The 22,642-nt window shown below is 62.8% G+C and carries 21 protein-coding genes; 18 read left to right on the top strand and 3 right to left on the bottom strand.

The window, feature by feature from the left end; translation table 11 throughout:
- Positions 1–52: 52 nt before the first annotated feature.
- From QPW08_RS12400 to QPW08_RS12390, 3 genes are read left to right on the top strand one after another with little or no spacing between them, the layout of a single operon-like run.
- Complete coding sequence (locus QPW08_RS12400) at positions 53–1,414, top strand: TolC family protein (protein ID WP_284126124.1); 1,362 nt, start codon at positions 53–55, stop codon at positions 1,412–1,414.
- Positions 1,411–3,552 carry an ATP-binding cassette domain-containing protein gene (locus QPW08_RS12395; RefSeq protein ID WP_284126123.1) on the top strand — a complete coding sequence of 714 codons (2,142 nt, stop codon included), beginning with the start codon at positions 1,411–1,413 and terminating at the stop codon, positions 3,550–3,552. The genes QPW08_RS12400 and QPW08_RS12395 overlap by 4 nt, the downstream gene beginning before the upstream one ends.
- Positions 3,549–4,700, top strand: a complete 1,152-nt coding sequence (locus QPW08_RS12390) for an HlyD family efflux transporter periplasmic adaptor subunit (protein WP_284126122.1) — start codon at positions 3,549–3,551, stop codon at positions 4,698–4,700. The genes QPW08_RS12395 and QPW08_RS12390 overlap by 4 nt, the downstream gene beginning before the upstream one ends.
- Here the strand turns inward: QPW08_RS12390 and QPW08_RS12385 are convergent.
- Positions 4,697–5,518 carry a hypothetical protein gene (locus tag QPW08_RS12385; protein ID WP_284126121.1) on the bottom strand — a complete coding sequence of 274 codons (822 nt, stop codon included), beginning with the start codon at positions 5,516–5,518 and terminating at the stop codon, positions 4,697–4,699. The genes QPW08_RS12390 and QPW08_RS12385 overlap by 4 nt on opposite strands.
- A gap of 131 nt (positions 5,519–5,649) precedes the next feature.
- Here QPW08_RS12385 and QPW08_RS12380 point away from each other — a divergent pair, with 131 nt between their 5' ends.
- The 3 genes from QPW08_RS12380 to QPW08_RS12370 all read left to right on the top strand — a co-directional run bounded on the left by QPW08_RS12380 (position 5,650) and on the right by QPW08_RS12370 (position 9,008).
- The gene (locus tag QPW08_RS12380; protein WP_284126120.1) at positions 5,650–6,279 is read left to right on the top strand and encodes a response regulator transcription factor; all 630 of its coding nucleotides are present in this window, start codon (positions 5,650–5,652) and stop codon (positions 6,277–6,279) included.
- Between the two features lie 71 nt (positions 6,280–6,350).
- Positions 6,351–8,315, top strand: coding sequence for a sensor histidine kinase (locus QPW08_RS12375; RefSeq protein WP_284126119.1), 1,965 nt, complete (start codon positions 6,351–6,353; stop codon positions 8,313–8,315).
- A 72-nt stretch (positions 8,316–8,387) separates the two neighbouring features.
- Positions 8,388–9,008: a hypothetical protein gene (locus QPW08_RS12370; protein WP_284126118.1), complete on the top strand. Its 621-nt coding sequence runs from the start codon at positions 8,388–8,390 to the stop codon at positions 9,006–9,008.
- 9 nt (positions 9,009–9,017) lie between these two features.
- Here the strand turns inward: QPW08_RS12370 and QPW08_RS12365 are convergent, their stop codons facing one another.
- Both QPW08_RS12365 and QPW08_RS12360 read right to left on the bottom strand, forming a co-directional pair.
- Entirely contained in the window at positions 9,018–9,374 is a 357-nt protein-coding gene (locus QPW08_RS12365; protein WP_284126117.1) for an ArsR/SmtB family transcription factor, read from the bottom strand.
- Complete coding sequence (locus QPW08_RS12360; protein ID WP_284126116.1) at positions 9,371–10,012, bottom strand: peroxiredoxin; 642 nt, start codon at positions 10,010–10,012, stop codon at positions 9,371–9,373. The genes QPW08_RS12365 and QPW08_RS12360 overlap by 4 nt, the downstream gene beginning before the upstream one ends.
- Before the next feature lie 61 nt (positions 10,013–10,073).
- On the opposite strand from QPW08_RS12360, the gene QPW08_RS12355 reads away from it, so the two are divergent.
- The 12 genes from QPW08_RS12355 (at position 10,074) to QPW08_RS12300 (ending at position 22,629) form a co-directional block, all read left to right on the top strand.
- Positions 10,074–11,021: an MBL fold metallo-hydrolase gene (locus QPW08_RS12355; RefSeq protein ID WP_407674559.1), complete on the top strand. Its 948-nt coding sequence runs from the start codon at positions 10,074–10,076 to the stop codon at positions 11,019–11,021.
- Positions 11,018–11,464 carry a YeeE/YedE family protein gene (locus tag QPW08_RS12350; RefSeq protein WP_284126114.1) on the top strand — a complete coding sequence of 149 codons (447 nt, stop codon included), beginning with the start codon at positions 11,018–11,020 and terminating at the stop codon, positions 11,462–11,464. Before QPW08_RS12355 ends, QPW08_RS12350 begins: the two co-directional genes overlap by 4 nt.
- A complete protein-coding gene (locus tag QPW08_RS12345) occupies positions 11,461–11,871 on the top strand; it encodes a DUF6691 family protein (protein WP_284126113.1) in 411 nt (136 codons plus the stop codon). Before QPW08_RS12350 ends, QPW08_RS12345 begins: the two co-directional genes overlap by 4 nt.
- Before the next feature lie 28 nt (positions 11,872–11,899).
- Positions 11,900–13,129 carry an NAD(P)/FAD-dependent oxidoreductase gene (locus tag QPW08_RS12340; protein ID WP_284126112.1) on the top strand — a complete coding sequence of 410 codons (1,230 nt, stop codon included), beginning with the start codon at positions 11,900–11,902 and terminating at the stop codon, positions 13,127–13,129.
- A 21-nt stretch (positions 13,130–13,150) separates the two neighbouring features.
- Positions 13,151–14,923, top strand: a complete 1,773-nt coding sequence (locus tag QPW08_RS12335) for a SulP family inorganic anion transporter (RefSeq protein ID WP_284126111.1) — start codon at positions 13,151–13,153, stop codon at positions 14,921–14,923.
- A complete protein-coding gene (locus tag QPW08_RS12330) occupies positions 14,920–15,360 on the top strand; it encodes a DoxX family protein (protein ID WP_284126110.1) in 441 nt (146 codons plus the stop codon). The genes QPW08_RS12335 and QPW08_RS12330 overlap by 4 nt, the downstream gene beginning before the upstream one ends.
- Positions 15,361–15,459: 99 nt before the next feature.
- Entirely contained in the window at positions 15,460–18,294 is a 2,835-nt protein-coding gene (locus tag QPW08_RS12325) for a molybdopterin oxidoreductase family protein (protein ID WP_284126109.1), read from the top strand.
- Positions 18,291–19,037 carry a 4Fe-4S dicluster domain-containing protein gene (locus tag QPW08_RS12320; protein ID WP_284126108.1) on the top strand — a complete coding sequence of 249 codons (747 nt, stop codon included), beginning with the start codon at positions 18,291–18,293 and terminating at the stop codon, positions 19,035–19,037. Before QPW08_RS12325 ends, QPW08_RS12320 begins: the two co-directional genes overlap by 4 nt.
- Positions 19,038–19,048: 11 nt before the next feature.
- Entirely contained in the window at positions 19,049–20,005 is a 957-nt protein-coding gene (locus QPW08_RS12315; RefSeq protein WP_284126107.1) for a dimethyl sulfoxide reductase anchor subunit family protein, read from the top strand.
- Positions 20,006–20,087: 82 nt separating this feature from the next.
- A complete protein-coding gene (locus tag QPW08_RS12310) occupies positions 20,088–21,512 on the top strand; it encodes a cytochrome ubiquinol oxidase subunit I (RefSeq protein ID WP_284126106.1) in 1,425 nt (474 codons plus the stop codon).
- Complete coding sequence (gene cydB, locus QPW08_RS12305; RefSeq protein ID WP_284126105.1) at positions 21,509–22,507, top strand: cytochrome d ubiquinol oxidase subunit II; 999 nt, start codon at positions 21,509–21,511, stop codon at positions 22,505–22,507. Before QPW08_RS12310 ends, cydB begins: the two co-directional genes overlap by 4 nt.
- Entirely contained in the window at positions 22,507–22,629 is a 123-nt protein-coding gene (locus tag QPW08_RS12300) for a DUF2474 domain-containing protein (RefSeq protein ID WP_284126104.1), read from the top strand. Before cydB ends, QPW08_RS12300 begins: the two co-directional genes overlap by 1 nt.
- Positions 22,630–22,642 lie beyond the last annotated feature (13 nt).

Here is a 22,642-nt window from a genome sequence, read left to right as displayed (position 1 = left end):
CGCAGATCGCAGGTCGATGATCCTTTCCCGCAGCCCCGTTCCGGCCCCAGCAATGCGTCATGCAGCCTGCGTGGCGATGCTGGCGTGTTTCACGGTCAACCCTGCTGTGCTGCGTCCGCAGGATAGGGAGAGCGAAACGGCGGCAAGCATGCCGACTGCGACCGGTTCAGAGGCTCCTCCCGTCTACGGCCCGCCGTCTGAAGATGCGACGGTTGTCCGCCCGGCGACGCCTATCGCTATCCCGCAGCCGCTCGATCTTGCCGCTGCCTCGGCAGCGCAGACGCATCCGGCGGTAGATGGTGCAGAGGCCGAAGCGGAGGCCCTCGCGGCCGAATACCGAGGGGCGAAGTGGCGACGCTTCCCTAGCCTGTCGGTCGAAGTGCTAAGCTCGACGCGCGGTTCGACCATTGCCGATCAGGACGGAATTGCCCTCAATGCTGCGCTCGAACAGCCGATCTGGCTAGGTGGGCGGATCAGCAGCGAGATCCAGCGGGCCAAAGCCTCCTTGCGCGCGGGGGAAGACCGCGTGGAACTGGCGCGCCGCCAGATCGTGCTGGATGTTGTGCAGGCGTACTACCAAATCGTCCTAGCGGACCAGCGGCTGGCGGTGCTGGAAGACAGCCTCGACCAGCACAACGAACTGCTGGCCTCGATCGGACGGCGCGTGCAACAGGAGGTTTCGCCATTGGCCGACCTGACGCTGGGCCGGTCGCGCACGGCGCAGGTCGAGCTCGACATTGCTTCGACGCGCGAGAATCGCGACAGCGCGCAATTGCGACTGGTCGAGCTGACTGGCGGCATGGCAATCCAGCCGGGGTTGCCGCTCCCGAGTGTGGCGGACCTCTTGCCTCCTGAAGACATGGCGGTTGCCGAAGCCATGGGCTGCGATCCCAGCCTTGCGGCACTGACGAGCCTGGTAGCCGCCGCCGAAGCGGACGGCGACTTTGCGCGGGCACAGCTGCTGCCGCAAGTGCTGCTGCAATTGTCGCAGAACGAGATCACCGGATCGCGTGCGGCGATTGTCCTGCGTATGCAACTGGGCAATGGCGGCGCGCAATTTTCTGCTATCGATAGCGCCGATGCCCGCGTCCGGCAGGCATTGGCCCGGTATGCGGAGGCAGAGCGACAGGTGCGCGAAGACATGCGGCGAGACTATGTCCAGGTGCGTTCGGCACGCGCGCGCATCGCGACAGGCGAGCTCGCTGCCGATGCCGCCGACGCGATTGTCGCGAGCTACCAGCGCCAGTTCATTGCCGGGCGGCGCAGCTGGCTCGATGTGATGAATGCGGTACGCGAAGCTGCCGGTGCACGCATTTCCGAAGGCGATGCACGGGTCCTGATTGCGCAGGGCACGGCCAGGATCCTTGCCCGGACCTGTCGCTGGCAGCCCGTAGCGACGGAGGCCGGACGATGACCGACGGCACGATTGAACGGGCGATTGAGCATTATGCCCGGCTGACAGGCACACCTCTGGCACCGCAATGGCGTGCGGATCTGCGGGAGGCGACCTTGCCTGACGGTGCTGATGCACTCGCGGGCCTCACTGCAGTGCTTGGTTGGGAGCCGGCCCGGCAGGTCAATGGCAAGCCGCGGGCGTTCCAGTTCCCGCTGCTCGTACATGATCCGGTGCATGGCTGGGCGGTCGCGCGGCAATGGGACAGCGAACACGCGATGCAGCTCGCCGGCTCGCGCGATACCCTGGAGTTCAACGAAGAGCAGGAGTTCTTCGCGCTTGAGCTGCCCGATCCGCTCGCCAGCTCAGGCGGGGGAGCGATGGCGGTATTCTGGCGCGCGATCAAGCGCCGCAAGCATGCCTTGGTGATGGCCGGACTGGCGACGATTTTCGCCAATATGCTGACACTGGCCACGTCGCTTTATTCCATGCAGCTCTATGACCGGGTGATCCCGCTGGCGAGTTTCGACACGCTTTTCGTGCTCACTGCCGGGGTCGCATTCGCGCTGGTGCTGGACCTTAGCCTGCGCTCGTTGCGGGCCTTGCTGATCGAGCGCGAGGCACAGGACATTGATGCCGAGGTCAGCGAGTTCTTTTTCGCCCGCACGCAGGCCATCCGGCTTGATGCCAGGCCACCGGGGATTGGTACGATGGCGGCGCAATTGCGCGGGCAGGAACAGATCCGGCAGGTGCTGTCTTCCGGTTCGTTGTTCATGCTGGCCGACCTGCCGTTTGCCATCTTCTTCATCATCGTGATTGCCATGATTGGCGGCAAGCTGGCGCTCGTGCCGATCGTCAGCCTGCCGATCGCGTTGCTCTTTGCCTTGGCCCTGTCGAAGATTATCCGCACCGGCACAGACCGGGCGCAAGTCAGCGGCAACCGCAAGAACGGCATGCTGGTAGAATCGCTCGATGCGGCCGAGACAGTGAAGGCCAATCGCGGCGGCTGGTTCATGATGGGCCGCTGGAACCGCCTGGTACGTGAAGTCAATCACTACGAGTTGCCGGTCAAGAAAGCGCAGGCTGTGGCCGGCTCGCTGTTCTCGACCATCCAGCAGGTGTCCTATGTCGCGATCATGGGCTGGGGTGCCTATCTGGCGGCCACCGGACAGATCACCACCGGTGCGTTGCTGGCCTGCTCGATCATCTCGGGGCGGATCAATGGCCCGCTGGTGGCGCAGTTGCCCAACCTGATCGTCCAGTGGGGTTATGCCCGCTCCTCGCTCAAGGCGCTTGATGCAATCATTCAGCTACCGCTCGATCCGGCGTCGGGGGCGGGGGCACTGCGCCCGCAAGCCATCGATGGCGGCTATGAACTGAAAGATGTCCTGTTCGTGTATCCCAAGGCGACCGAACCCGCGCTGGACGTTGCCCGACTCTCGATCCAGCCGGGTGAGCGCATCGCTATCGTCGGAGGCATCGGGTCAGGCAAGTCGACCCTGCTCAAGCTGCTTTCCGGCCTCTACGCCCCACATCAGGGCAGTGTGACACTTGGAGGGCTCGACCTGGGGCAAGTGGCGGAAGACATTGCCCGTCGTCATGTCGGCTATATCGCGCAGGACGCCCGGCTTGTGAACGGCACCTTGCGTGACAACCTGGCAATGGGCGTCGGCGATATTTCCGACGACGAAATCATGGTTCTGGCTGAAGAAACCCGGCTCAAGACCATGATCGCATCGCGTGAAGAAGGCTTGGCGTTACCGATCCAGGAAGGCGGGCGCGGGCTTTCGGGCGGGCAGCGCAGCCTTGTCGGCATCAATCGCCTGTTGCTGTCGCAGCCCAAGGTATGGCTGCTCGACGAGCCGACCGCTTCGCTCGACCAAAACACGGAAAACGCCGCGCTCGACGCCATCCATGCCCGGCTGGACGATGACGCGATCCTGTTGATGGTGACGCACAAGCTGCCGCTGCTGACCCGCTTCCATCGGGTCATTGCCATGGCCGGCGGCAAGATCGTACGCGATGGTCCGACTGCCGAAGTACTGCGCGATCTCCTGCCCAAGGCACCTCCCGGCGCTCCTAAGGGGCCGGAGCCAGGCGGCAAGATACCCTTGGACACCATTGTGACGACACGCGGCCCAAGGAAAGCGTCTCAATGAACCGGATCAGGACTTCGCACTGGATCATTATCGCGATCAGCCTCGCTCTGGTCGGCTTTGTCGGATGGGCCAACTGGGCCGAACTCGACCAGGTCACTCGGGCGCAAGGGCGTGTTGTGCCTTTCGCCCGCGTCCAAGTGGTGCAAAGCGAGGAAGGCGGTGCGATTAGCCAGATCTACGTGCGTGAAGGGGACCGGGTGACGGCAGGGCAGCTGCTGGTCGAACTCGACACCGTGCAATTGGCTGCCACGGTGGAGGAAGCGCGGGCCCGTGTCGCTGCACTGCGGAGCCGCATGGCACGGATCGATGCCGAGCTGTTCGACAAGCCACTGAGTTTCCCTGCCAGCCTTTCAGGCTATCCCGAATTTACCGCCAACCAGCGCCAGCTGTTCGCGCGGCGCAAGGCGGCGCTGGCCTCGCAGATCCGCTCGCTGCAGCGAACGGTGGAACTGCAACAGCAGGAACTCAACCTCAACCTGCCGTTGGTGGAGACCGGCGATGTCGCGCGTTCGGAAGTGATCCGGATGCAGCGCGCCATTGTCGAGACAGAAGGGCAGATCAGTAACATCCGTTCGGATTATGTCCGCGAGCTACAGGCTGAATTCGCCAAGACCGAGGAAGAATTGGTCGGGGCTGAGCAGGTCCTTACCCAGCGCGAGGACAGCCTGCGAGGGGCAAAACTGGTCGCGCCAACCGACGGGATCGTCAAATACGTCCGCCTTACCACGGTTGGCGGCGTGCTGCGGCCCGGCGACGAAGTGCTGCAGATCGTGCCCACCGGCGAACGCCTGATCGTTGAAGCGCAGGTGCCACCCCGCGATATCGCGTTTGTCGAGATCGGCCAGCGCGCGAGAGTCAACTTCGATGCTTACGACAGCGCGATCTATGGATCAGGCGATGGCGATGTGGTCTACATCAGCCCCGATACACTGTCACAGGAACGCGATGACGGTTCGGTAGAAACCTACTACCGGGTCAATCTTGAGGTCGATACGTCTCCCATGACCCCGCGCGAGGACAATCGCTCGATTGACCTGCAGCCGGGGATGACAGCGAGTGTGGAGATCCTCACCGGCTCGCAGACTGTGTGGGAATACATCACCAAGCCGATCCTCAAGACGACGCGGCAGTCCTTGCAGGAGCGCTAGAGGCAAGGCTTTCCGGTCCATTGTCCGGCATTCTCGCCCCGACTGCACATCGATTGGCCCCATAGTTCCTCGACCTTCCATTCGCCGTCGAAGCGCATGGCGATGAAATAGCGGTCGCCGGAGACCGAATCGTCCAGCAGCCCGTGGCGCTCGATCCGGACTGCGAGGAACGGTTCATGCGGAGGCATTGTGCGTTGGGCGGGCCAGCCAGCCCACATCATCTTCTTGAAGCTCAGCTCCATGTCGAAATTGCCTTCGTCGGTCTCGGGATAGGTGCCCAACACGTTCGAGACGAGTTCCATCGGCGTGGCAGAGCGCCATTCCTCGCGGCCCGGGAACCGGTCTGTCGACCAGCCGAGGAATTCCGTCTTGTGAACGGTTGGATAGCGGTACGGGAGCTTGGCCTGGGCAGTCTGCAAACATTCCTTTGGCGCCGGATCGTCAAGCAGGTTGGCGAGGCCGATGTAGCCGTCGCCATAAGAGACGGTATAGCGCCGGGCCTCGATCCCCTCGGCGGTCAGCGCGATCGACTTTGCCCCCATGCAGTCGGCCGTCACGACCTGCCCGCCGCCGCCAAACTCGATATCGCCGGTTATGGCAATATGCGCGCGTTGCTGGTCGACTGCTATCGAAAGATCATTTCCGACATAGCTAGTGGAACTGCTCATGCAGCCGCTCTTGACGCTAACCGACAGCGTGTTGCTGGCGGTGTCGAGTTCGGGGCAGATATACTGGACACGGGCCTGCGCGGCTCCGGCTTGCAGCGCCAAGGCGGTGGCGATGCTGGCGAACGATGTCTTGATGAATGCGGCTTTCATGGTGATCCTCCGTGTTTGTGATCCCTGCACAGTGTCAGTGAACCCCGGCTGGCTCCATGGGGCCGATACCCCATCATTGCTTTTCCGCAGGATGCGACCCTAAGGTGCGTTCGCAGAGACAGGGGAGGGTCATGGGCTATCGCGCCATCATTGCCGACGATCACGCCATTGTGCGCCGCTCGTTGGCGGACATCCTGGCTGAACTGGGCAATGTCGAGATCGTGGCGGAGGCCGATAACGGCCTTGAAACCATCGCCCTGGTCAAGGAGCACCAGCCCGACCTGTTGCTGCTCGATGCGGCCATGCCGCTGGCAAGGGGTGTGCAGGTCTATGGCGAAGCGCGGCGCTGGTCGCCCGAGACCAAGGTGGCCGTGGTCACCGGATTTACGTCCACCGGCATGTTGGCGGACTGGATGGCCGCCGGGGTCGACGGCCTGTTCCTCAAGAGTGCCGCGCCAGAAGAGATGCGTGAGGGCTTTCGCCAAATCCTCGCCGGCGGGAAATATGTGGCGCAGGGGGTCTCCGACAAGCTGGCGGCCGAGCCGGAGCGCGAGCAGCTGACCGATCGCGAACGTGAAGTGCTGGCGCTGATTGCTGCCGGCCACCAGAATGTAGCCATCGGTGAGAAGCTCTTCATCAGCCCCAAGACGGTGGAAAAACACCGCGCCAGCCTGATGGCGAAGCTGGGCGTGAACTCGGTTTCGGCACTGCTGGTCCATGCCCTGCGCGAGGGCTTGCTCGACGAGCATACCCAACTGTGAGACTGCACGTGGCGTCAGATGGGGAATCGACCCCATCCCACCAGCTCAGCGCCTCCGTTAATCTGACAGCCATGAAAAAGACCGTCGCCCGTTTCCTCGCCGTCCTTGCCGCCGCGCTGCTGCTGGTTCCGATTGTGGCTCAAGCTCAGACTTCGCAACCGGTTGAGCTGCCCACTGGCAATAGCCACGCGCAGCCATTTGAGAGCATGCGCTACCTCATAGCCGACGCTGGACCACTCGATCCGGCTGCGGCGCTGGCACGGCAGGCTGAATTTGCTCCGGTGACTTCGCCCTGGATCGATTTCGGCGACCAGGAAGGGGCGGTGTGGGTGCTCTTCACGGTGCACAATGGAACCGGCGAGACCGGCGAATGGATGCTCGATATCCAGCGTCCTTTCGTCGAGCAGCTGCAGGTCGATAAGGTCGCGGCGGATGGTGCGTTAGAGACGTTGTTGGCAGTCGACAGGACGACCCGCTTTGACGAGCGCCCGGTTGTCAGCCAGTACCTAGTCGCCCCCTTGTCGATGGCGGCAGGAGAGACAGCAGAGATCCTGGTGGGCCTGCGGTCAACCACCGGAAGCTGGATGCCGATAACCATCGCTACGCCTGAGCGGATGCGCACTGCCCATATGCAGGAAGCACGCACGAACTGGGCGATCAACGGCGCGATCCTGGCGCTGGCGCTGGTCGCCTTGATAGTGGCGCGGCTGGTAGGTTGGAAGCTGGCTCTGGCCTTCGTCGCTTACGTTGGTCTCAGCACGCTGTTTGTCGCCAACAACGAAGGTTATCTGCACCGTTTCCTATGGCCTGGCGCGATGTGGGCTTATGAACCGGCGAACCTCATCCTGCTCGCAGGAATGATGATCGCGGTGCTGCAGTTCGCGCGGCTGTTCTCGAACCTGCCTGACACCAGTCCGCAAGCGAACCGGTGGATCAAGGTGCTACAAGGTGCGTTGCTGGTGGTGACGGCGGCAAGTGCCGTGTTCTGGACCAGTGATGCGCTGCGGTGGCTTGTCTTCGCGCTCGTGCCGGTGGTGGCAATGGCCTATTTCGGCATTGCGTGGCTGGCGTGGCGGCACCGGGTTCTGGGGGCGGTGCCATTCATGGCGGGCTCGCTGGCGATCCTGTTTACAGTCGCGGTAATGGCAGGCGTGTTGCTTGCGCCGGGGCAATTCCCGATGACGGTCGCGCTCGACTATTTCCACGCCACGCTGCTGTTCGAAGCACTGGCGTTCTTCGTCGCCATCATGGTGCGCATGCTGGCGATGCAGGCCGAGTTGAACCGCTCTCTGGCGGCAGAGGTCGCCACAACAAGGGAAAAGCTGGCGCTGGCCGATGCGCTGAAGCAAAGCCGTGATCGCTACGATGCTGCACGCGACCGGGCAGAGAGCCTGCGTAGCAAGCTCGCATCGACGTCACATGACTTGCAGCAGCCCTTGCTGTCGTTGCGGCAAGGCTTGCGCGACATTGCTGCGCGAGACGAAGCCGCAGCCGGGAAACTCGCCGCGGCACTCGATTACCTCGAAGGCGTGACGGAGAGCGGGCTGGCGGATGCTTCGCCCGATGACAGCCTTGCCGGGGAAAAGCCCGATGAAGGCGCAGAGAGCTTCCCGGTCGGCGTGGTCCTTGACAATTGCCGGGCCATGTTCCGCGGTGAGGCCAAGGCGGCAGGAGTTGCGCTGGAAGTTCAGCCCAGCGATGCGCTGGTTCGGGCCGAGCCGGTCGCGTTGATGCGAGCCGTGAGCAACCTCGTGTCAAACGCCCTGAAGCATGCACAGGCCTCGAATATCAGCCTGTCGGCGGAGGAGGGCGACAGGGGCGTCACTATCCAGGTGGAGGATGACGGCTGCGGAATGGATGCGCAGGTGTTGCAGGAGGCGTTGCAGCCCTACGCGAAGGGCGAGGGCAGCGAAGGGCACGGCCTGGGGCTCGCGCTCGTACGGGCCTTTGCCGCCCAGCCGGGATACGATCTCGCGATTACTTCGAAGGTGGGTGAAGGTTGCCGCTTTGTCCTGACAGTACCGAGAGGCGGTTGACGATGGGGTATCCGCCCCATGCCGAGTGCTTCCTCGCTTGCCTAGGGTGAGCAGGCAACAAGGAGACAGACCATGATCCATCCCGCCACGCGCCTCGCACCTGTCCTCGGTGTCGCTGCCGCCGCCGCATTGGTGTCCGTACATCCGGCACTGGCACAGGATAATGTGCCCGCCGATCCGCCGGCCGAAGAGGTGCCAGCCAAAGCACCCCCAGCCATGTTCTTGACCGCTGCCGATCCTGCTCCATCGTCTCTGTGCCAGGCTGGAGAGCAGCTATTGTTCAGTGGCAATGTGCTGGACGACTTCGGGCTCGGCCTGTCCGTCTGTGCCTCGCCGGGTGAACGCGATGCCCCGGCCACCATAGCGATCCGCTCCGAAGGGGAGGGCGGTGGAACGGTCGTCCAATGCCTGGCTACTGAATGCGGTGGGTTCATCGAAATGACGCAATACACGCGCCCCCGCTTCACAGTCCTTACGCTCGAATGGATGGACAATGGCAACTGGAACAAGCTGACGGAAAGCTACGATGCCGAACAAACAGCCGACGGCGAAGGCGTGTCCGTGGTCAGATTCCAATGGGCGTCCGAGGACATGCTCGAAGCGGGCACAGAGCCGCTCGACGATCCTGTCGAAGCGTTTACCGAGCCGCTGTCGATGTTGGCACTGACGCAGTACCTCGAAGTTTCGAGATAATAATCCAGGTCATGACATGCGGGCGAAATTGGCCGCGCCTGGCGCTGGCCGGCGCGGCCTGTTTGTCGCTTGGGCATCGCGTCCTGCCAGCTTGTCGAAGCACGCTCCAAGGCGGCCCATGGCTTCGGTATCGAGTGAATAGAAAACCAGCTTGGCTTCCTTGCGATTGCGGACAAGCGAAGCCTTCCGCAGGACCCCAAGCTGTTGAGACAGGCCGGGCTGGCCGATGCCGGTAACCTCTTCCAGCTCGCCGACATTCAGTTCGCCGCCCTGCAAGGCCGCGATAATGCGGTAGCGCAGCGGATGCGCGGCCGCTTTCAGCTGTTCGATCATGTCGAGGTCGGGATCGGGGATGGTCCTGCTCATTTGCTGTTCTCCTGCAGGAACCACGAAGTTCCGTCCTTGGCGGCAAAGACATCGTCGAGGCTCGTCGTCGGCACTTTGAGAAGTGTGCCCCCCTGCTGCCAGTTGGCAGGGGCCAGCCCTTCTCCACGATCAACAGCCTGCAGAGCATCAAGGGTGCGAAGCATTTCCGGGATCGAGCGACCGACATTGGCCGGATAGCTTGTCATCGCCCGGATCACGCCATCGGGATCGACAAAGAAGGTCGTCCGCACTGCGGCACTGTCATGATCCTGCGGCCCGACCATGCCGAACGCGCGACCGATCACCATGGTCGGGTCTTCGACAATCGGAAACCGGACTTCGATATCGAACCGGTCCCGGATCATCCGCAACCAGGCAAAGTGCGAAAACAGGCTGTCGATGGAAATCGCCATCAGGGCGCAGTCGCGCCGTTCGAATTCGCCGGCGTTGCGGGCCAGTTCGACAAACTCGGTGGTGCAAACCGGTGTGAAATCGGCCGGGTGCGAAAATAACACCAGCCAGCGCCCGCGAAAGTCTGACAACCTGACCGGTCCGACGGTGCTGCGGGCTTCGAAATCCGGCAAGTGATCGCCGATCCGCAAGGCAGGCGATGTGTGATGGGTCGTGTTTGTATCCATTGCCCCAAGATATACCGCTTGACTCTCCAAAATCAACACATATACATAAAATGTGTAATTTATGTGGAGAACTCAGGTGAGCAAGGAAGATCTCCCCCTCGCTGCGGCGTCGAAGCAGGTCGAGCAGGCGCGGGTCAACGAATCGCTGCGCCCCACGATCGCGGGCTTTTTCGATCAATCAACGAATACGATCAGCTATGTCGTGCATGACGAAGCGACGGGTGAAGCAGCTGTCATTGACTCGGTGCTGGACTATGAAGCGGCCTCGGGGCGGACATCGCACGGGTCGGCAGACCGGATAGTCGAATACGTCACTTCGAATAATTTGAAAGTGATATGGCTGATCGAGACTCATGCTCATGCCGATCATATCTCGGCTGCGCCCTATTTGCAGGAGAAGCTGGGCGGCAAGCTGGCGATCGGAGCCGATATCATTCGCGTGCAGGACGTTTTCGGCAAACTGTTCAACGCCGGGACCGAATTCCAGCGCGATGGCTCGCAGTTCGATAAGCTCTTCACCGATGGCGAGACTTTCAAACTCGGCGAGCTGCAAGGCATCGCGCTGCATGTTCCCGGGCACACGCCGGCGGATATGGCTTTCATCATTGGTGATGCGGCCTTTGTCGGCGACACTATCTTCATGCCCGATTTCGGGACTGCACGTGCGGACTTCCCGGGCGGCGATGCGCGGCAGCTGTTCCGGTCGATCCGGCGGCTGCTGTCTCTGCCCGAGGATACCCGCCTCTTCCTGTGCCACGACTACAAGGCGCCGGGCCGCGATGACTACGCGTGGGAAACCACGGTCGGCTTGCAGCGCACCGGCAACGTCCATGTACGTGACGGTGTGACCGAAGACGAGTTTGTCGAGATGCGCACCGCGCGCGACCAAACGCTCGCCATGCCCGACCTCATCATGCCGAGCGTCCAGGTGAATATCCGTGGCGGACACCTGCCCGAGCCCGAAGCCAATGGTGTCAGCTACATCAAGATTCCGGTCAACGCGGTATGATTCCGCCCGGTTATCCTGACGCAACGCCGCTGGCCGGTCTTGGCGGCGGAATTCTCATAGGCCTTGCGGCGGCAGTGATGCTGCTGCTTGCTGGACGGATTGCCGGTGTTTCGGGCATCGCCAGCCGGGCCATCGGGCTCGGCGGTGGCATGCCCGGGATCCAGGCATGGGCTTTCCTCCTCGGCTTGCCCGCCGGGGCGGCCATTGTCGCACTGGCGCAAGGTGGCCTCGATGCCAGCTTCGCCGGGCCGATCCCGCTGGCGATTGCCGGGCTGGTGGTCGGCTTCGGCACACGTCTCGGAAGCGGGTGTACCAGTGGCCACGGGGTATGCGGGATGAGCCGCCTCTCGCCCCGGTCGATCGTTGCTACGGCCACGTTCATGACTTGCGGTATTGCTACAGTCGCTGTGATGAATGCGCTGGAGCTGGAGGTGCTGCCATGAGCAAGGCGCTGGTTCCTTCGTTGGTGTCGGGCACGCTGTTCGGTGCCGGCTTGGCGCTGGGCGGGATGACCGATCCGGCCCGGGTGCGCGGTTTCCTCGACATTTTCGGCGCGTGGGACCCCACACTCGCTTTCGTAATGGGCGGAGCGGTGATCGTCATGGCGGTCGCCTGGCTGATTCAGCCGCGCATGCTCAAGCCGCTGTTCGCAGAAAAATTCGCCATCCCCGACCGGCGCGACCTGACCCCGCAGCTGATTGGCGGCGCTGCCCTGTTTGGGATCGGCTGGGGCATCGCCGGCCTGTGCCCCGGGCCGGGCATTGCCGCGCTCGTGATCGAGCCGGTCGGCGCTGCCATTTTCGTGATCGCGCTGCTGGCAGGGATGGTGATTGCCGACCGTGTCGCCTGAACGCGATAGTGTCGTAAGGAGTAGGATCATGACCTCTGCCATCAAACACGAAGTCGTCATTATCGGGGGAGGCGCAGCGGGGATCGCTACGGCGTCATCATTGCTCAAGCGCCGCCCGACGCTCGATATCGCTATCGTCGAGCCGGCCAACGAGCATTTCTACCAGCCTGGCTGGACCATGGTGGGCGGCGGCATCTTCGATGCTCCTGTCACGCGCCGCTCGATGGCGAGCGTCATGCCACAGGCGGCGACCTGGATCCGGCAGGCTGCCGCCAGCTTCCAGCCTGACAACAATGAAGTCACGCTCGCCGATGGCACTGTCGTCACGTACGACCTGCTGATCGTGGCTCCGGGAATCCGGCTGGCCTGGGAAAAGATCTCCGGGCTGGAGGCGACGCTGGGCAAGAACGGCGTCACGTCCAATTACCGCTACGATCTCGCGCCATACACCTGGGACCTCGTCCAGCGGCTGAAATCGGGCCGGGCAATCTTCACGCAGCCACCCATGCCGATCAAATGCGCCGGCGCGCCGCAGAAGGCGATGTATCTGAGCTGCGACCACTGGCTGCGTGCCGGTGTTCTGGGCGATATCGAGGTGGAATTCCGCAACGCCGGAGGGGTGCTGTTCGGAGTGCATGACTATGTCCCTGCGCTGATGGACTATGTCGAGAAGTATCATATCGGTCTGCAGTTGGGCAGCAACCTCATCGCCATCGACGGTCCGGCCCAGCTGGCGACCTTCAGGAGCGAAGACGGCGAAGTGAACCACGAATTCGACACGATCCATGTCGTGCCGCCGCAAGTCGCGCCGCAATTCCTCGCTGACAGCCCGCTGGCTGCGGAAAGCGGGTTCTGCGACGTCGACCAGAACACCTTGCAGCACGTCCGCTATCCCAATGTCTTCGGCCTTGGCGATGCCGGCTCGATGCCCAATGCCAAGACTGCGGCGGCAGCGCGCAAGCAGGCTCCGGTTGTTGCCGTCAATGCGCTCCAGCAGCTTGATGGTCATGGTCCGAAGGCTGGCTATGACGGCTATGGTTCGTGTCCGCTGACAGTGGAGCGGGGCAAGATCGTGCTCGCTGAATTCGGCTATGGCGGGCAGTTGCAGCCGAGCTTCCCGACGTGGCTGATCGACGGCACCAAGCCGCAGCGCCTGTCGTGGATGCTCAAGGCCGATGTGCTGCCGTGGATCTACTGGAACGGCATGCTCAAGGGCCGCGAATGGCTTGCAGGCCCTGCCAATCTGGTCTCACATTAAGGCAGGCGGAAAGAACGTCTGGTGAAGCTGTCCCGTTATCTTCCGATCCTCGACTGGGGCCGCAGCTATGATGGGGCGGCGCTCTCCAACGACATGATGGCGGCGGTGATCGTCACTATCATGCTGATCCCGCAAAGCCTCGCCTATGCCTTGCTTGCTGGCCTGCCACCGGTAGTCGGGCTTTATGCCTCGATCCTGCCATTGATGGCCTATGCCCTGTTTGGGACCAGTCGTACGCTCTCGGTCGGTCCGGTCGCGGTCGTCTCGTTGATGACGGCCGCCGCAGCTGCCAATATCGCTGAGAGCGGGACGCCCGAGTATCTTGCCGCAGCGATTGCGCTGGCGGCGATCTCCGGCCTGATGCTGGTGACCATGGGGATATTCCGGCTCGGTTTCCTCGCCAACCTGTTGTCGCACCCGGTCGTCAGCGGATTCATTACCGCCAGCGGGATCATTATCGCTGCCAGCCAGCTCAAGCATCTGCTCGGTATCAGCGCGAGCGGGGAATCGCTGGTTGAGATTGTCGAGGCGCTGGCCGCGAATGTCTCGGAGACCAATCCCAATACGCTCGCCATCGGGCTGGGGGCTCTGGGTTTTCTCGTTTGGGTGCGCAACGGGCTCAAACCCCTGCTGCGCCGCATCGGGCTTGGCCCCACCGCAGCCGACTTCGCCACCAAGGCCGGACCGGTGCTGGCGATCGTCGCGACCACCGCCATCGTTGCCGGGCTGGGCTGGGACAAGCAGGGTGTCCGCACGGTTGGAGAAATTCCCGTCGGCCTGCCGCCCTTCGCACTGCCCGATTTTGATCTGGGGCTGTGGCGAGAACTGCTGGTTGGCGCGCTGTTCATTTCCGTGATCGGTTTCGTGGAATCGGTCTCTGTCGCGCAGACGCTGGCGGCCAAGCGGCGGCAAGGGATAGATCCGGACCAGGAACTGGTTGCGCTCGGAGCATCAAATCTTGCTTCGTCCTTTTCCGGCGGGTTCCCGGTGACCGGCGGTTTCTCGCGCTCGGTGGTCAATTTCGATGCCGGTGCCGCGACGCCTGCCGCCGGGGCCTTCACAGCGGTGGGGATCGCGCTGGCCTCGCTGTTCCTGACCCCGCTTCTCTACTACCTGCCGCTGGCGACGCTGTCGGCGACCATCATCGTGGCGGTATTGACGCTGGTGGACCTGAAGAAGCCGGTCGAATTGTGGCAATACTCAAAGCGTGATTTCATCGCCATCATGGCGACGATCATCCTCACCTTGGTCGACGGCATTGAAACCGGCGTGCTGACGGGCGTTTCGCTCAGCCTTGCATTGTTCGTCTTCCACGCATCGCGTCCGCATGCCGCGATCGTCGGGCAGGTTCCCGGCACCGAGCATTTCCGCAATGTCCGTCGCCATGCGGTGATCTGCGCGCCCAACGTGATGACCATCCGTGTCGATGAAGCGCTGACTTATCTCAACTCGCGCTGGCTGGAGAAGACTGTGCTGGGCGATATCGCCAGCAATCCCGAGGTTGAGCACCTGGTGCTGATGTTCTCGGCCGTCAACGGGGTTGATGCATCAGGGCTCGAAGTACTCGAGACACTCAATCGCCGGTTGGCCGATGCTGGCGTCACCATGCACCTGTCCGAAGTGAAGGGCCCGGTGATGGACCGCCTGCGGCGCACGCATTTGCTCAAGGAGCTAACTGGCGAGATATTCCTCTCGCAAAATGACGCCTTCGAAGCGCTTGCGCCCGAAGCGGGCGTCAATGGCTATCTGTCGAAGCCTGACATCACTCCTGAAAGTAGGGAAACTGGTAGATGATCCTGCAATCCATAGATCGGCGTCTCACACCCGGGCCAAAGATGTCAGCGCTGGCCGATGCCGTGTTTCGTATCCTGACCAGCCTGATCTTCATCATCGGCGGCCTTGGGCACTTTGGCGAGCATCGGATGATGCTCGATCGTATTGCCGATTCTCCATGGCATGATCTGGTGGTTGCGATTGGCGATCCCTCATTGCTGCTGTGGCTCAGCGGCATTGTCTTCGTGGTCTTTGGTATTGCCCTGGCACTGGGCTGGATGACCCGGCTCTCGGCCCTGCTCATCCTGGTGACGCTGATACCGATCACCATTTCCGTCCACATCGCCCCCGGCCACGTTGGTCCGCTTTTCAAGAACATCGCCATAATGGGCGCGTTGCTGTTGCTCATCGCACGCGGGGGCGGGGCCTATTCGCTCGACAACAGGTGGGGACAGTAAGCGATCTGTGAGGATGAATTGCGGCATTCTCCACTTTGAAGTTCGCAGCAGGCTTGCACCTGTGTCGCAAAGCTGGTCTGGCAACCGGTGGGGGAGACTATGGGCCTGAATCCATTCGAAACTGTCCGGGAAGAGATCGATCTCTCGCCGGAGATTTCCGATGAGGTTAAGACCTCGACCTGCTACATGTGTGCTTGCCGTTGCGGAATCAGAGTGCATCTGAAGGACGGCTCGATCCGCTATATCGAGGGCAATCCCGACCATCCGGTCAACAAGGGCGTGCTATGCGCCAAGGGTTCTGCGGGGATCAAGCACCAGTCCTCACCAGCCAAGCTCACCAAGCCTTTGTTGCGCACCGGCGAGCGAGGTTCGGGCGAGTTCAGGGAAATCGAGTGGGACGAGGCGCTCAGCCTGGCCACCAAATGGCTCGGCGAGGTGCGCGCGCGCGATCCCGGCAAGCTCGCCTTCTTCACCGGGCGCGACCAGTCGCAATCGCTGACCGGCTGGTGGGCGACGCAGTTCGGCACCCACAATTTCGCTGCCCATGGCGGCTTCTGCTCGGTCAACATGGCCGCCGCCGGGCTCTACACGCTGGGCGGGGCGTTCTGGGAATTCGGCGAGCCCGACTGGGAGCTGACCAAATACCACGTCATGTTGGGCGTGGCCGACGATCACGACTCCAACCCGATCAAGATGGGGTTGGGCAAGCTCAAGACCCGCGAGGGGACCAAGTTCGTCTCCGTCAACCCGGTCCGCACCGGCTACAGCGCGATTGCCGATGAATGGATCGGCATCCGCCCCGGCACCGACGGGCTGTTCCTGTTCGCGATCATCCACGAGCTGCTGCGGGCGGAGAAGATCGATTTCCCCTATCTCGCGCGTTATTCCAACGCGCCATGGCTGGTGATCCGCGAGCCGGGCGCGGAGGATGACGGCCTGTTCCTGCGCCACGAGGATGGCCAGCCGCTGGTCTGGTGCCTAGAGGAAAAGCGCGCCCGCCGCGCCAATGCTGTCCACCGTACCCCCGCCTTTGCCGGCGAGCGCGTGGTCAATGGCCGCAAGGTTGTGCCGAGCTTCCAGATCCTTGCTGAGCGCTATCTCGACCCGCAATATGCGCCCGAGGCAGTGGCGGAGACCACGGGTGTCCCGGCTGCAACCATGCAGCGGATCGCTGCCGAGCTCGCGCAGGTGGCGTTCGAGGAAGAGATTACCATCGACCAGCCGTGGACCGACAGCTGGGGCCGCATGCACGACAAGATGATCGGCCGCCCGGTCAGCTTCCACGCCATGCGCGGCATCTCGGCGCATTCCAACGGCTTCCACACCTGCCGGGCGATCCATATCCTGCAGGCGCTGCTGGGCAGTGTCGATTGCCCCGGTGGCTGGCGCTACAAGGCGCCGTTTCCCAAGCCGATCCCGCCCGGCATCAAGCCGGCCTGGCCCAAACCCGAGGCTGCGACTCCGCTGTCAGGCCCGCCGCTGGGCTTCCCCAAGTCGCCCGCCGACCTGATCGTCGACCACCATGGCGAACCGCTGCGGATCGACAAGGCCTACAGCTGGGAGCATCCGCTCGCGCTCCACGGGCTGATGCACATGGTGCTGCACAATGCGGCCACCGAAGACCCCTACGGCATCGACGTGCTGTTCATGTTCATGGCCAACATGGCCTGGAACAGCTCAATGAACATCCCCGAGACGTTGGGGTATTTCACCAAGAAGCGCGAAGATGGCGAATATGTGATCCCGAAGATCATCTATTCCGATGCCTTCTGGTCGGAGACGGTGCCTTACTGTGACCTGATCCTGCCCGACACAACCTATCTCGAGCGCTTCGACTGCATCTCCATGCTCGATCGCCCGATCAGCTCGGCCCATGGCGGCGGGGACAGCATTCGCCAGCCGGTGGTCGCGCTCGACCGTGATGTGCGCCCGTTCCAGACTGTGCTGCTCGACCTTGGCGCGCGGCTGGGCCTGCCGGGCATGACCAATGAAGACGGTTCGCCCAAGTTTCCGGGCGGCTATGAAGACTACATCGTCAACCACGAGCGTGCGCCGGGTGTCGGCCCGCTGTCGGGCTGGCGCGGCAAAGATGGCGAGAAATCGGGCGTGGGCGAGGTCAACCCGAACCAGCTCGAACGGTACATTGAAAACGGCTGCTTCTGGTACGAAGATCTTCCCGAAGGAGCCGAGTACTTCAAGTTCGCCAACCGCAAATATCTCGAATACGCCGAGAAAATGGCCTGGATCGGCCATGCCGACCCGATCGTGTTCCAGCTCTACAACGAGGACCTGCAGAAGTTCCGGCTGGCCGCGCAGGGCCATGGCGCGATCCAGCCGCCCGAGCAGCACCGCGAGCGGATCGAGACCTATTTCGACCCGCTGCCGATCTGGTACCAGCCTTTCCTCGAAGAGCAGGAGGGCGGAGAGGAGTTTCCCGTCCACGCGCTCAGCCAGCGGCCCATGCACATGTATCACAGCTGGGGCAGCCAGAACGCCTGGCTGCGGCAGATCACCAGTGCCAACAAGCTGCACCTGCACCGCAAGCTGGCAACGAAGCATGGGCTGGAAGACGATGACTGGGTGTGGATCGAGAACCCGCGCGGGCGGGTGAAGGCGCAGGTCAAGCTCGTCACCGGCGTCAATGAGAACGTTGTGTGGACCTGGAACGCTATCGGCAAGCGCAAGGGGGCCTGGGGGCTCCACCCGGACAGCCCGGAGACCACGAAGGGCTTCCTGCTCAATCACATCATCACTGAGACGCTGCTGCCGCAGAAGGGAGATAAGGTGTACTCCAACTCCGATCCCGTCACCGGTCAGGCAGCATGGTACGACTTGCGGGTGCGCCTGCAGAAATGCGCTCCGCATGAGGCCGGCGAGACCGAGCCCATGTTCGAGCCGCTTGGTGCGGGCGCAGACTACAGGGTGACCGCATGACCAGCCTGCCCGACAGCACCGAAAAGAAGCTTGGCCTCGTCGTCGATCTCGACATCTGCGTCGGCTGCCACGCCTGCGCGGTCAACTGCAAGGAATGGAACGACCAGGGCAAGAGCGCGCCGCTGACCGACTACGATCCCTACGGCAAGAAGCCGGACGGCGTGTGGTTCAACCGCATCCATACCTTCGAGACCAGCGACGCAGCGGGCAATGGCCAGACCGTGCACTTCCCGCGCAGTTGCCTGCATTGCGAGGATGCGCCCTGCGTCACTGTCTGCCCCACCGGCGCGAGCTACAAGCGAACGGAAGACGGCATCGTGCTCGTCAACGAGGATATCTGCATCGGCTGCAAGCTGTGCAGCTGGGCCTGCCCCTATGGCGCGCGCGAATATGACGAAGCCGAAGGCGTGATGAAGAAATGCACGTTGTGCGTCGACAAGATCTACAACGAGAACTTGCCGGAAAAGAGCCGCGTCCCGGCTTGCGTCTCGACCTGTCCGGCGGGCGCGCGGCACTTCGGCGATTTTGCGGATCCCGAAAGCGATGTGTCGAAACTTGTGGCCGAACGGGGAGGCTATGGCCTGATGCCCGAGCAGGGGACCATGCCAACCAACAAATACCTGCCGCCGAGGCCGCGACAAAGGGGTGACGACGAAAAGGCGCCGCGAATGCTCACCGATTCCGACCAAGCCACCGACAGCGCCGGCCTGATCGCGCGCTGGGTCGACAAGATCCTGTCGTGAGGCGCTGAGCGATGCACCCTGCCAAATCCGTCATCTTCTTCACCACTGCCAGCGGCGCGGGCTATGGCTTGATGATCTGGCTGGCGGTGCTGGCCGCGCTTGGACTGGTTCCGGCAGAACCCGTGCTGGGTTCGATCGGACTGGGCCTCGGCCTTGTACTGATCATTAGCGGTCTGCTGTCCTCCACCTTCCATTTGGGTCGCCCTGAGAGAGCTTGGCGCGCGCTGTCGCAATGGCGATCGAGCTGGCTGTCGCGCGAAGGGGTGGCGGCGATCCTGACCTTCGTCCCTCTCGGGCTGTTCGCGCTATCGTGGGTCGTTCTGGGGCAGAACTCAGGCCCTGCTGCAGCAATCGGTCTGGTTGGGGCCGCAATGAGCCTGCTGACCATCTTCACCACCTCGATGATCTACGCTTCGCTCAAGACTATCCCGGCATGGAGCAACGGCTACACGGTTATGGGTTATGTCGTCCTCGGGCCAATGAACGGAGCGCTCATCGCGTTGCTGCTGGTGTTCGCTTTCAGTCTCGAAGCGGCGACGCAGTTCATGCGAGACGCGGCGCTTGCTTTCCTTGCCGCTGCCGTCGTGATCAAGCTCATGTACTGGCGGCATATCCAGTCCACGCCAGCCACAAGCACAGCCGGTTCCGCCACCGGCCTCGGCCATCTAGGAACGGTCGAAATGACCGCGAGCCCGCACGACATCGACAACTACCTGCTTCGCGAGATGGGCTTCCGCATCGCCCGCAAGCACGCCGAGAAGCTGCGCCTGATCGCGCTGGCGCTGGCCTTCCTGTTGCCCGTCGCGGGGCTTGCCTGGACCTTCATCAATATCAATCCGACCGTCAATTTCATACTGCTGATTGGCTGCTGGCTATCCTGCCAAGCGGGCATCACCGTCGAGCGCTGGCTGTTCTTCGCCGAGGCGAAACACGTGGTGACGCTCTATTATGGCGAGCAGGCGGTCTGACCGGTCGGCAAGTGCACCGCGTCGAAGACATGTGACCTTATTCGCGATCAACGTTTTCCCTGGAAGAGCCTAAGGACTGACCATGTTCGACCAAGCCGACGCGCTCGTGCTCGCCCGGATCCAGTTCGCCTTTACGGTGAGCTTCCATTTCATCTTCCCGGCCTTCTCGATCGGGCTGGCGAGCTATCTCGCGGTGCTGGAGGGGCTGTGGTTGCGTACCGGCAAGCAGCTCTATCTCGACCTGTTCAAATACTGGCTGAAGATCTTCGCCATCGCCTTTGCCATGGGCGTAGTCTCGGGCATCGTCATGTCCTACCAGTTCGGCACCAACTGGTCGGTGTTCTCCGACAAGGCGGGGCCGGTGATCGGGCCGCTGATGGCCTATGAGGTGCTGACCGCCTTCTTCCTGGAGGCGGGGTTCCTTGGCGTGATGCTGTTCGGGATGAACAAGGTCGGGCCGAGGCTGCACTTCATGGCCACGCTGATGGTCGCTGGCGGGACCTTCGTCAGCGCCTTCTGGATCCTCTCGGTCAACAGCTGGATGCAGACCCCGACCGGGTTCGAGATAGGCGCGAACGGCCAGTTCCTGCCGGGCGAGAGCTGGTGGGATATCGTCTTCAACCCGAGCTTCCCGTATCGGCTGGTGCACACTGTCACTGCCGCTTACCTCACCACCGCTTTTGTGGTTGGTGCCGTCGGCGCGTGGCACTTGCTGAAGGACCGCGCCAACCTGCATGCGCGCAAGATGTTCTCCATGGCGATGTGGATGGCCGCGCTGGTCGCCCCGATCCAGATTTTCGCCGGGGACATGCATGGGCTCAACACGCTGGAGCACCAGCCGGCGAAGGTCATGGCGATGGAGGGTCACTACCAGAGCCACCCCGATGGCGCGCCGCTGATCCTGTTCGGCATCCCCGACAGCGAGGAAAAGACCGTTAGATATGCCGTCGAGATTCCAAAGGCTTCCTCGCTGATCCTCAAGCATGATCCGAACGCCCCGCTGGCGGGTCTGGACACCATTCCCGACGATGAAGAGCCGCCGGTCGGCATCGTGTTCTGGGCCTTCCGCGTTATGGTCGGCATCGGCTTCGCCATGCTCGGTATCGGTCTGTGGAGCCTGCTCGCACGGTTCCGGGGCAAGCTCTACGACTGGAGCTGGCTCCACCGCGCAGCGATTGCCATGGGGCCATCGGGCTTCGTCGCAGTCATCGCCGGCTGGATCACCACTGAGGTAGGACGCCAGCCGTGGGTGATCTACGGCTTGCTGCGCACCGCCGATGCTGCAAGCCCGCTCGATGCGCCGGCGGTGGGTGCCTCGTTGCTGGCCTTCGTGGTGGTCTACTTCGCGGTCTTCGGGGTCGGCACCTGGTACATCCTGCGGCTGATGAAGAAGGCTCCCGAGGCTGGAGAGAAAGGCGTCGCGCGGACCGAGAGCGGCCCGGTGCGCACCGCCGGGATCACCGCCGGCCTCGCCAAGGAGCAGCTCAGCGAGGGAGACGCACAATGATCGACCTCACTGTCATCTGGGCCTTCATCATCGCCTTTGCGGTCTTCGCCTATGTGGTGATGGACGGGTTTGACCTCGGCATCGGGATCCTGTTCCCGACCTTCGATGTAGGGCCCGAGCGCGACAAGGCGATGAACTCGATAGCGCCGGTGTGGGACGGCAACGAGACCTGGCTGGTGCTGGGCGGGGGTGGTCTCTTCGCTGCCTTCCCGCTGGCCTATGCCATCATCCTGCCTGCGACCTATCCGCTGATCATCGCCATGCTGCTGGGGCTGGTGTTCCGCGGCGTGGCGTTCGAGTTCCGCTGGCGCGACCCGGCGCATCGCAAGTTCTGGGACTTCGCCTTCACCGCCGGGTCCTTCATTGCCGCGATGGCGCAGGGGATGACGCTGGGCGCGCTGCTGCAGGGCATTGAAGTCGTCGATCGCGCCTATGCCGGCAGCTGGTGGGACTGGCTGACGCCCTACACGCTGCTGACGGGCCTTGGTACGGTCGCAGGCTACGCGCTTTTGGGCAGCACCTGGCTGGTGTGGAAGCTCGACGGCGAAGGGCAGGCGCACGCGCGCAAGCTGGCCATCCGCGCCGCCATCGCCACGCTCGCCTTGCTCGGTGCGGTGAGCCTTTACACGCCAATGCTTGATACGGCCTATTACGAGCGTTGGTTCGCCATGCCGAACATACTGTTCGCCAGCCAGGTCCCGCTGCTGACTGCCATCGCCAGCACTTTCCTTTTCCGGGGCCTCGTAAAGCAGCAGGACGTCATGCCGTTCCTGATGAGCCTGGCGATCTTCCTGCTCGGCATGGCGGGGCTTGGGGTCAGCATGTGGCCGCACGTCGTGCCGGATAGCGTCACCATCTGGGATGCCGCCGCGCCGCATCGCAGCCAGATCTTCATGCTAGTGGGCGTCGGGCTGACCTTGCCGCTGATCCTCGGCTACACCACGTGGAGTTACTGGGTGTTCCGTGGCAAGGTCGGGGCCGAGGGCTACCATTGATGGTCGAACAATCCTCCGCACCCCTCTGGAAGCGCCTCGCGTGGATGGCCGCAATCTGGGCGATGAGCGTCACCACGCTGGGCGCGGTCGGATATATCCTGCGGTTGTGGCTAGCCCCCTGAGCTGACAGGCTCT

The organism is Parerythrobacter aestuarii (assembly GCF_030140925.1).
Lineage (GTDB): Bacteria > Pseudomonadota > Alphaproteobacteria > Sphingomonadales > Sphingomonadaceae > Parerythrobacter > Parerythrobacter aestuarii.
Note: the sequence above shows the minus strand (reverse complement) of the source record. Positions and strands in the feature narration are given on the sequence as shown.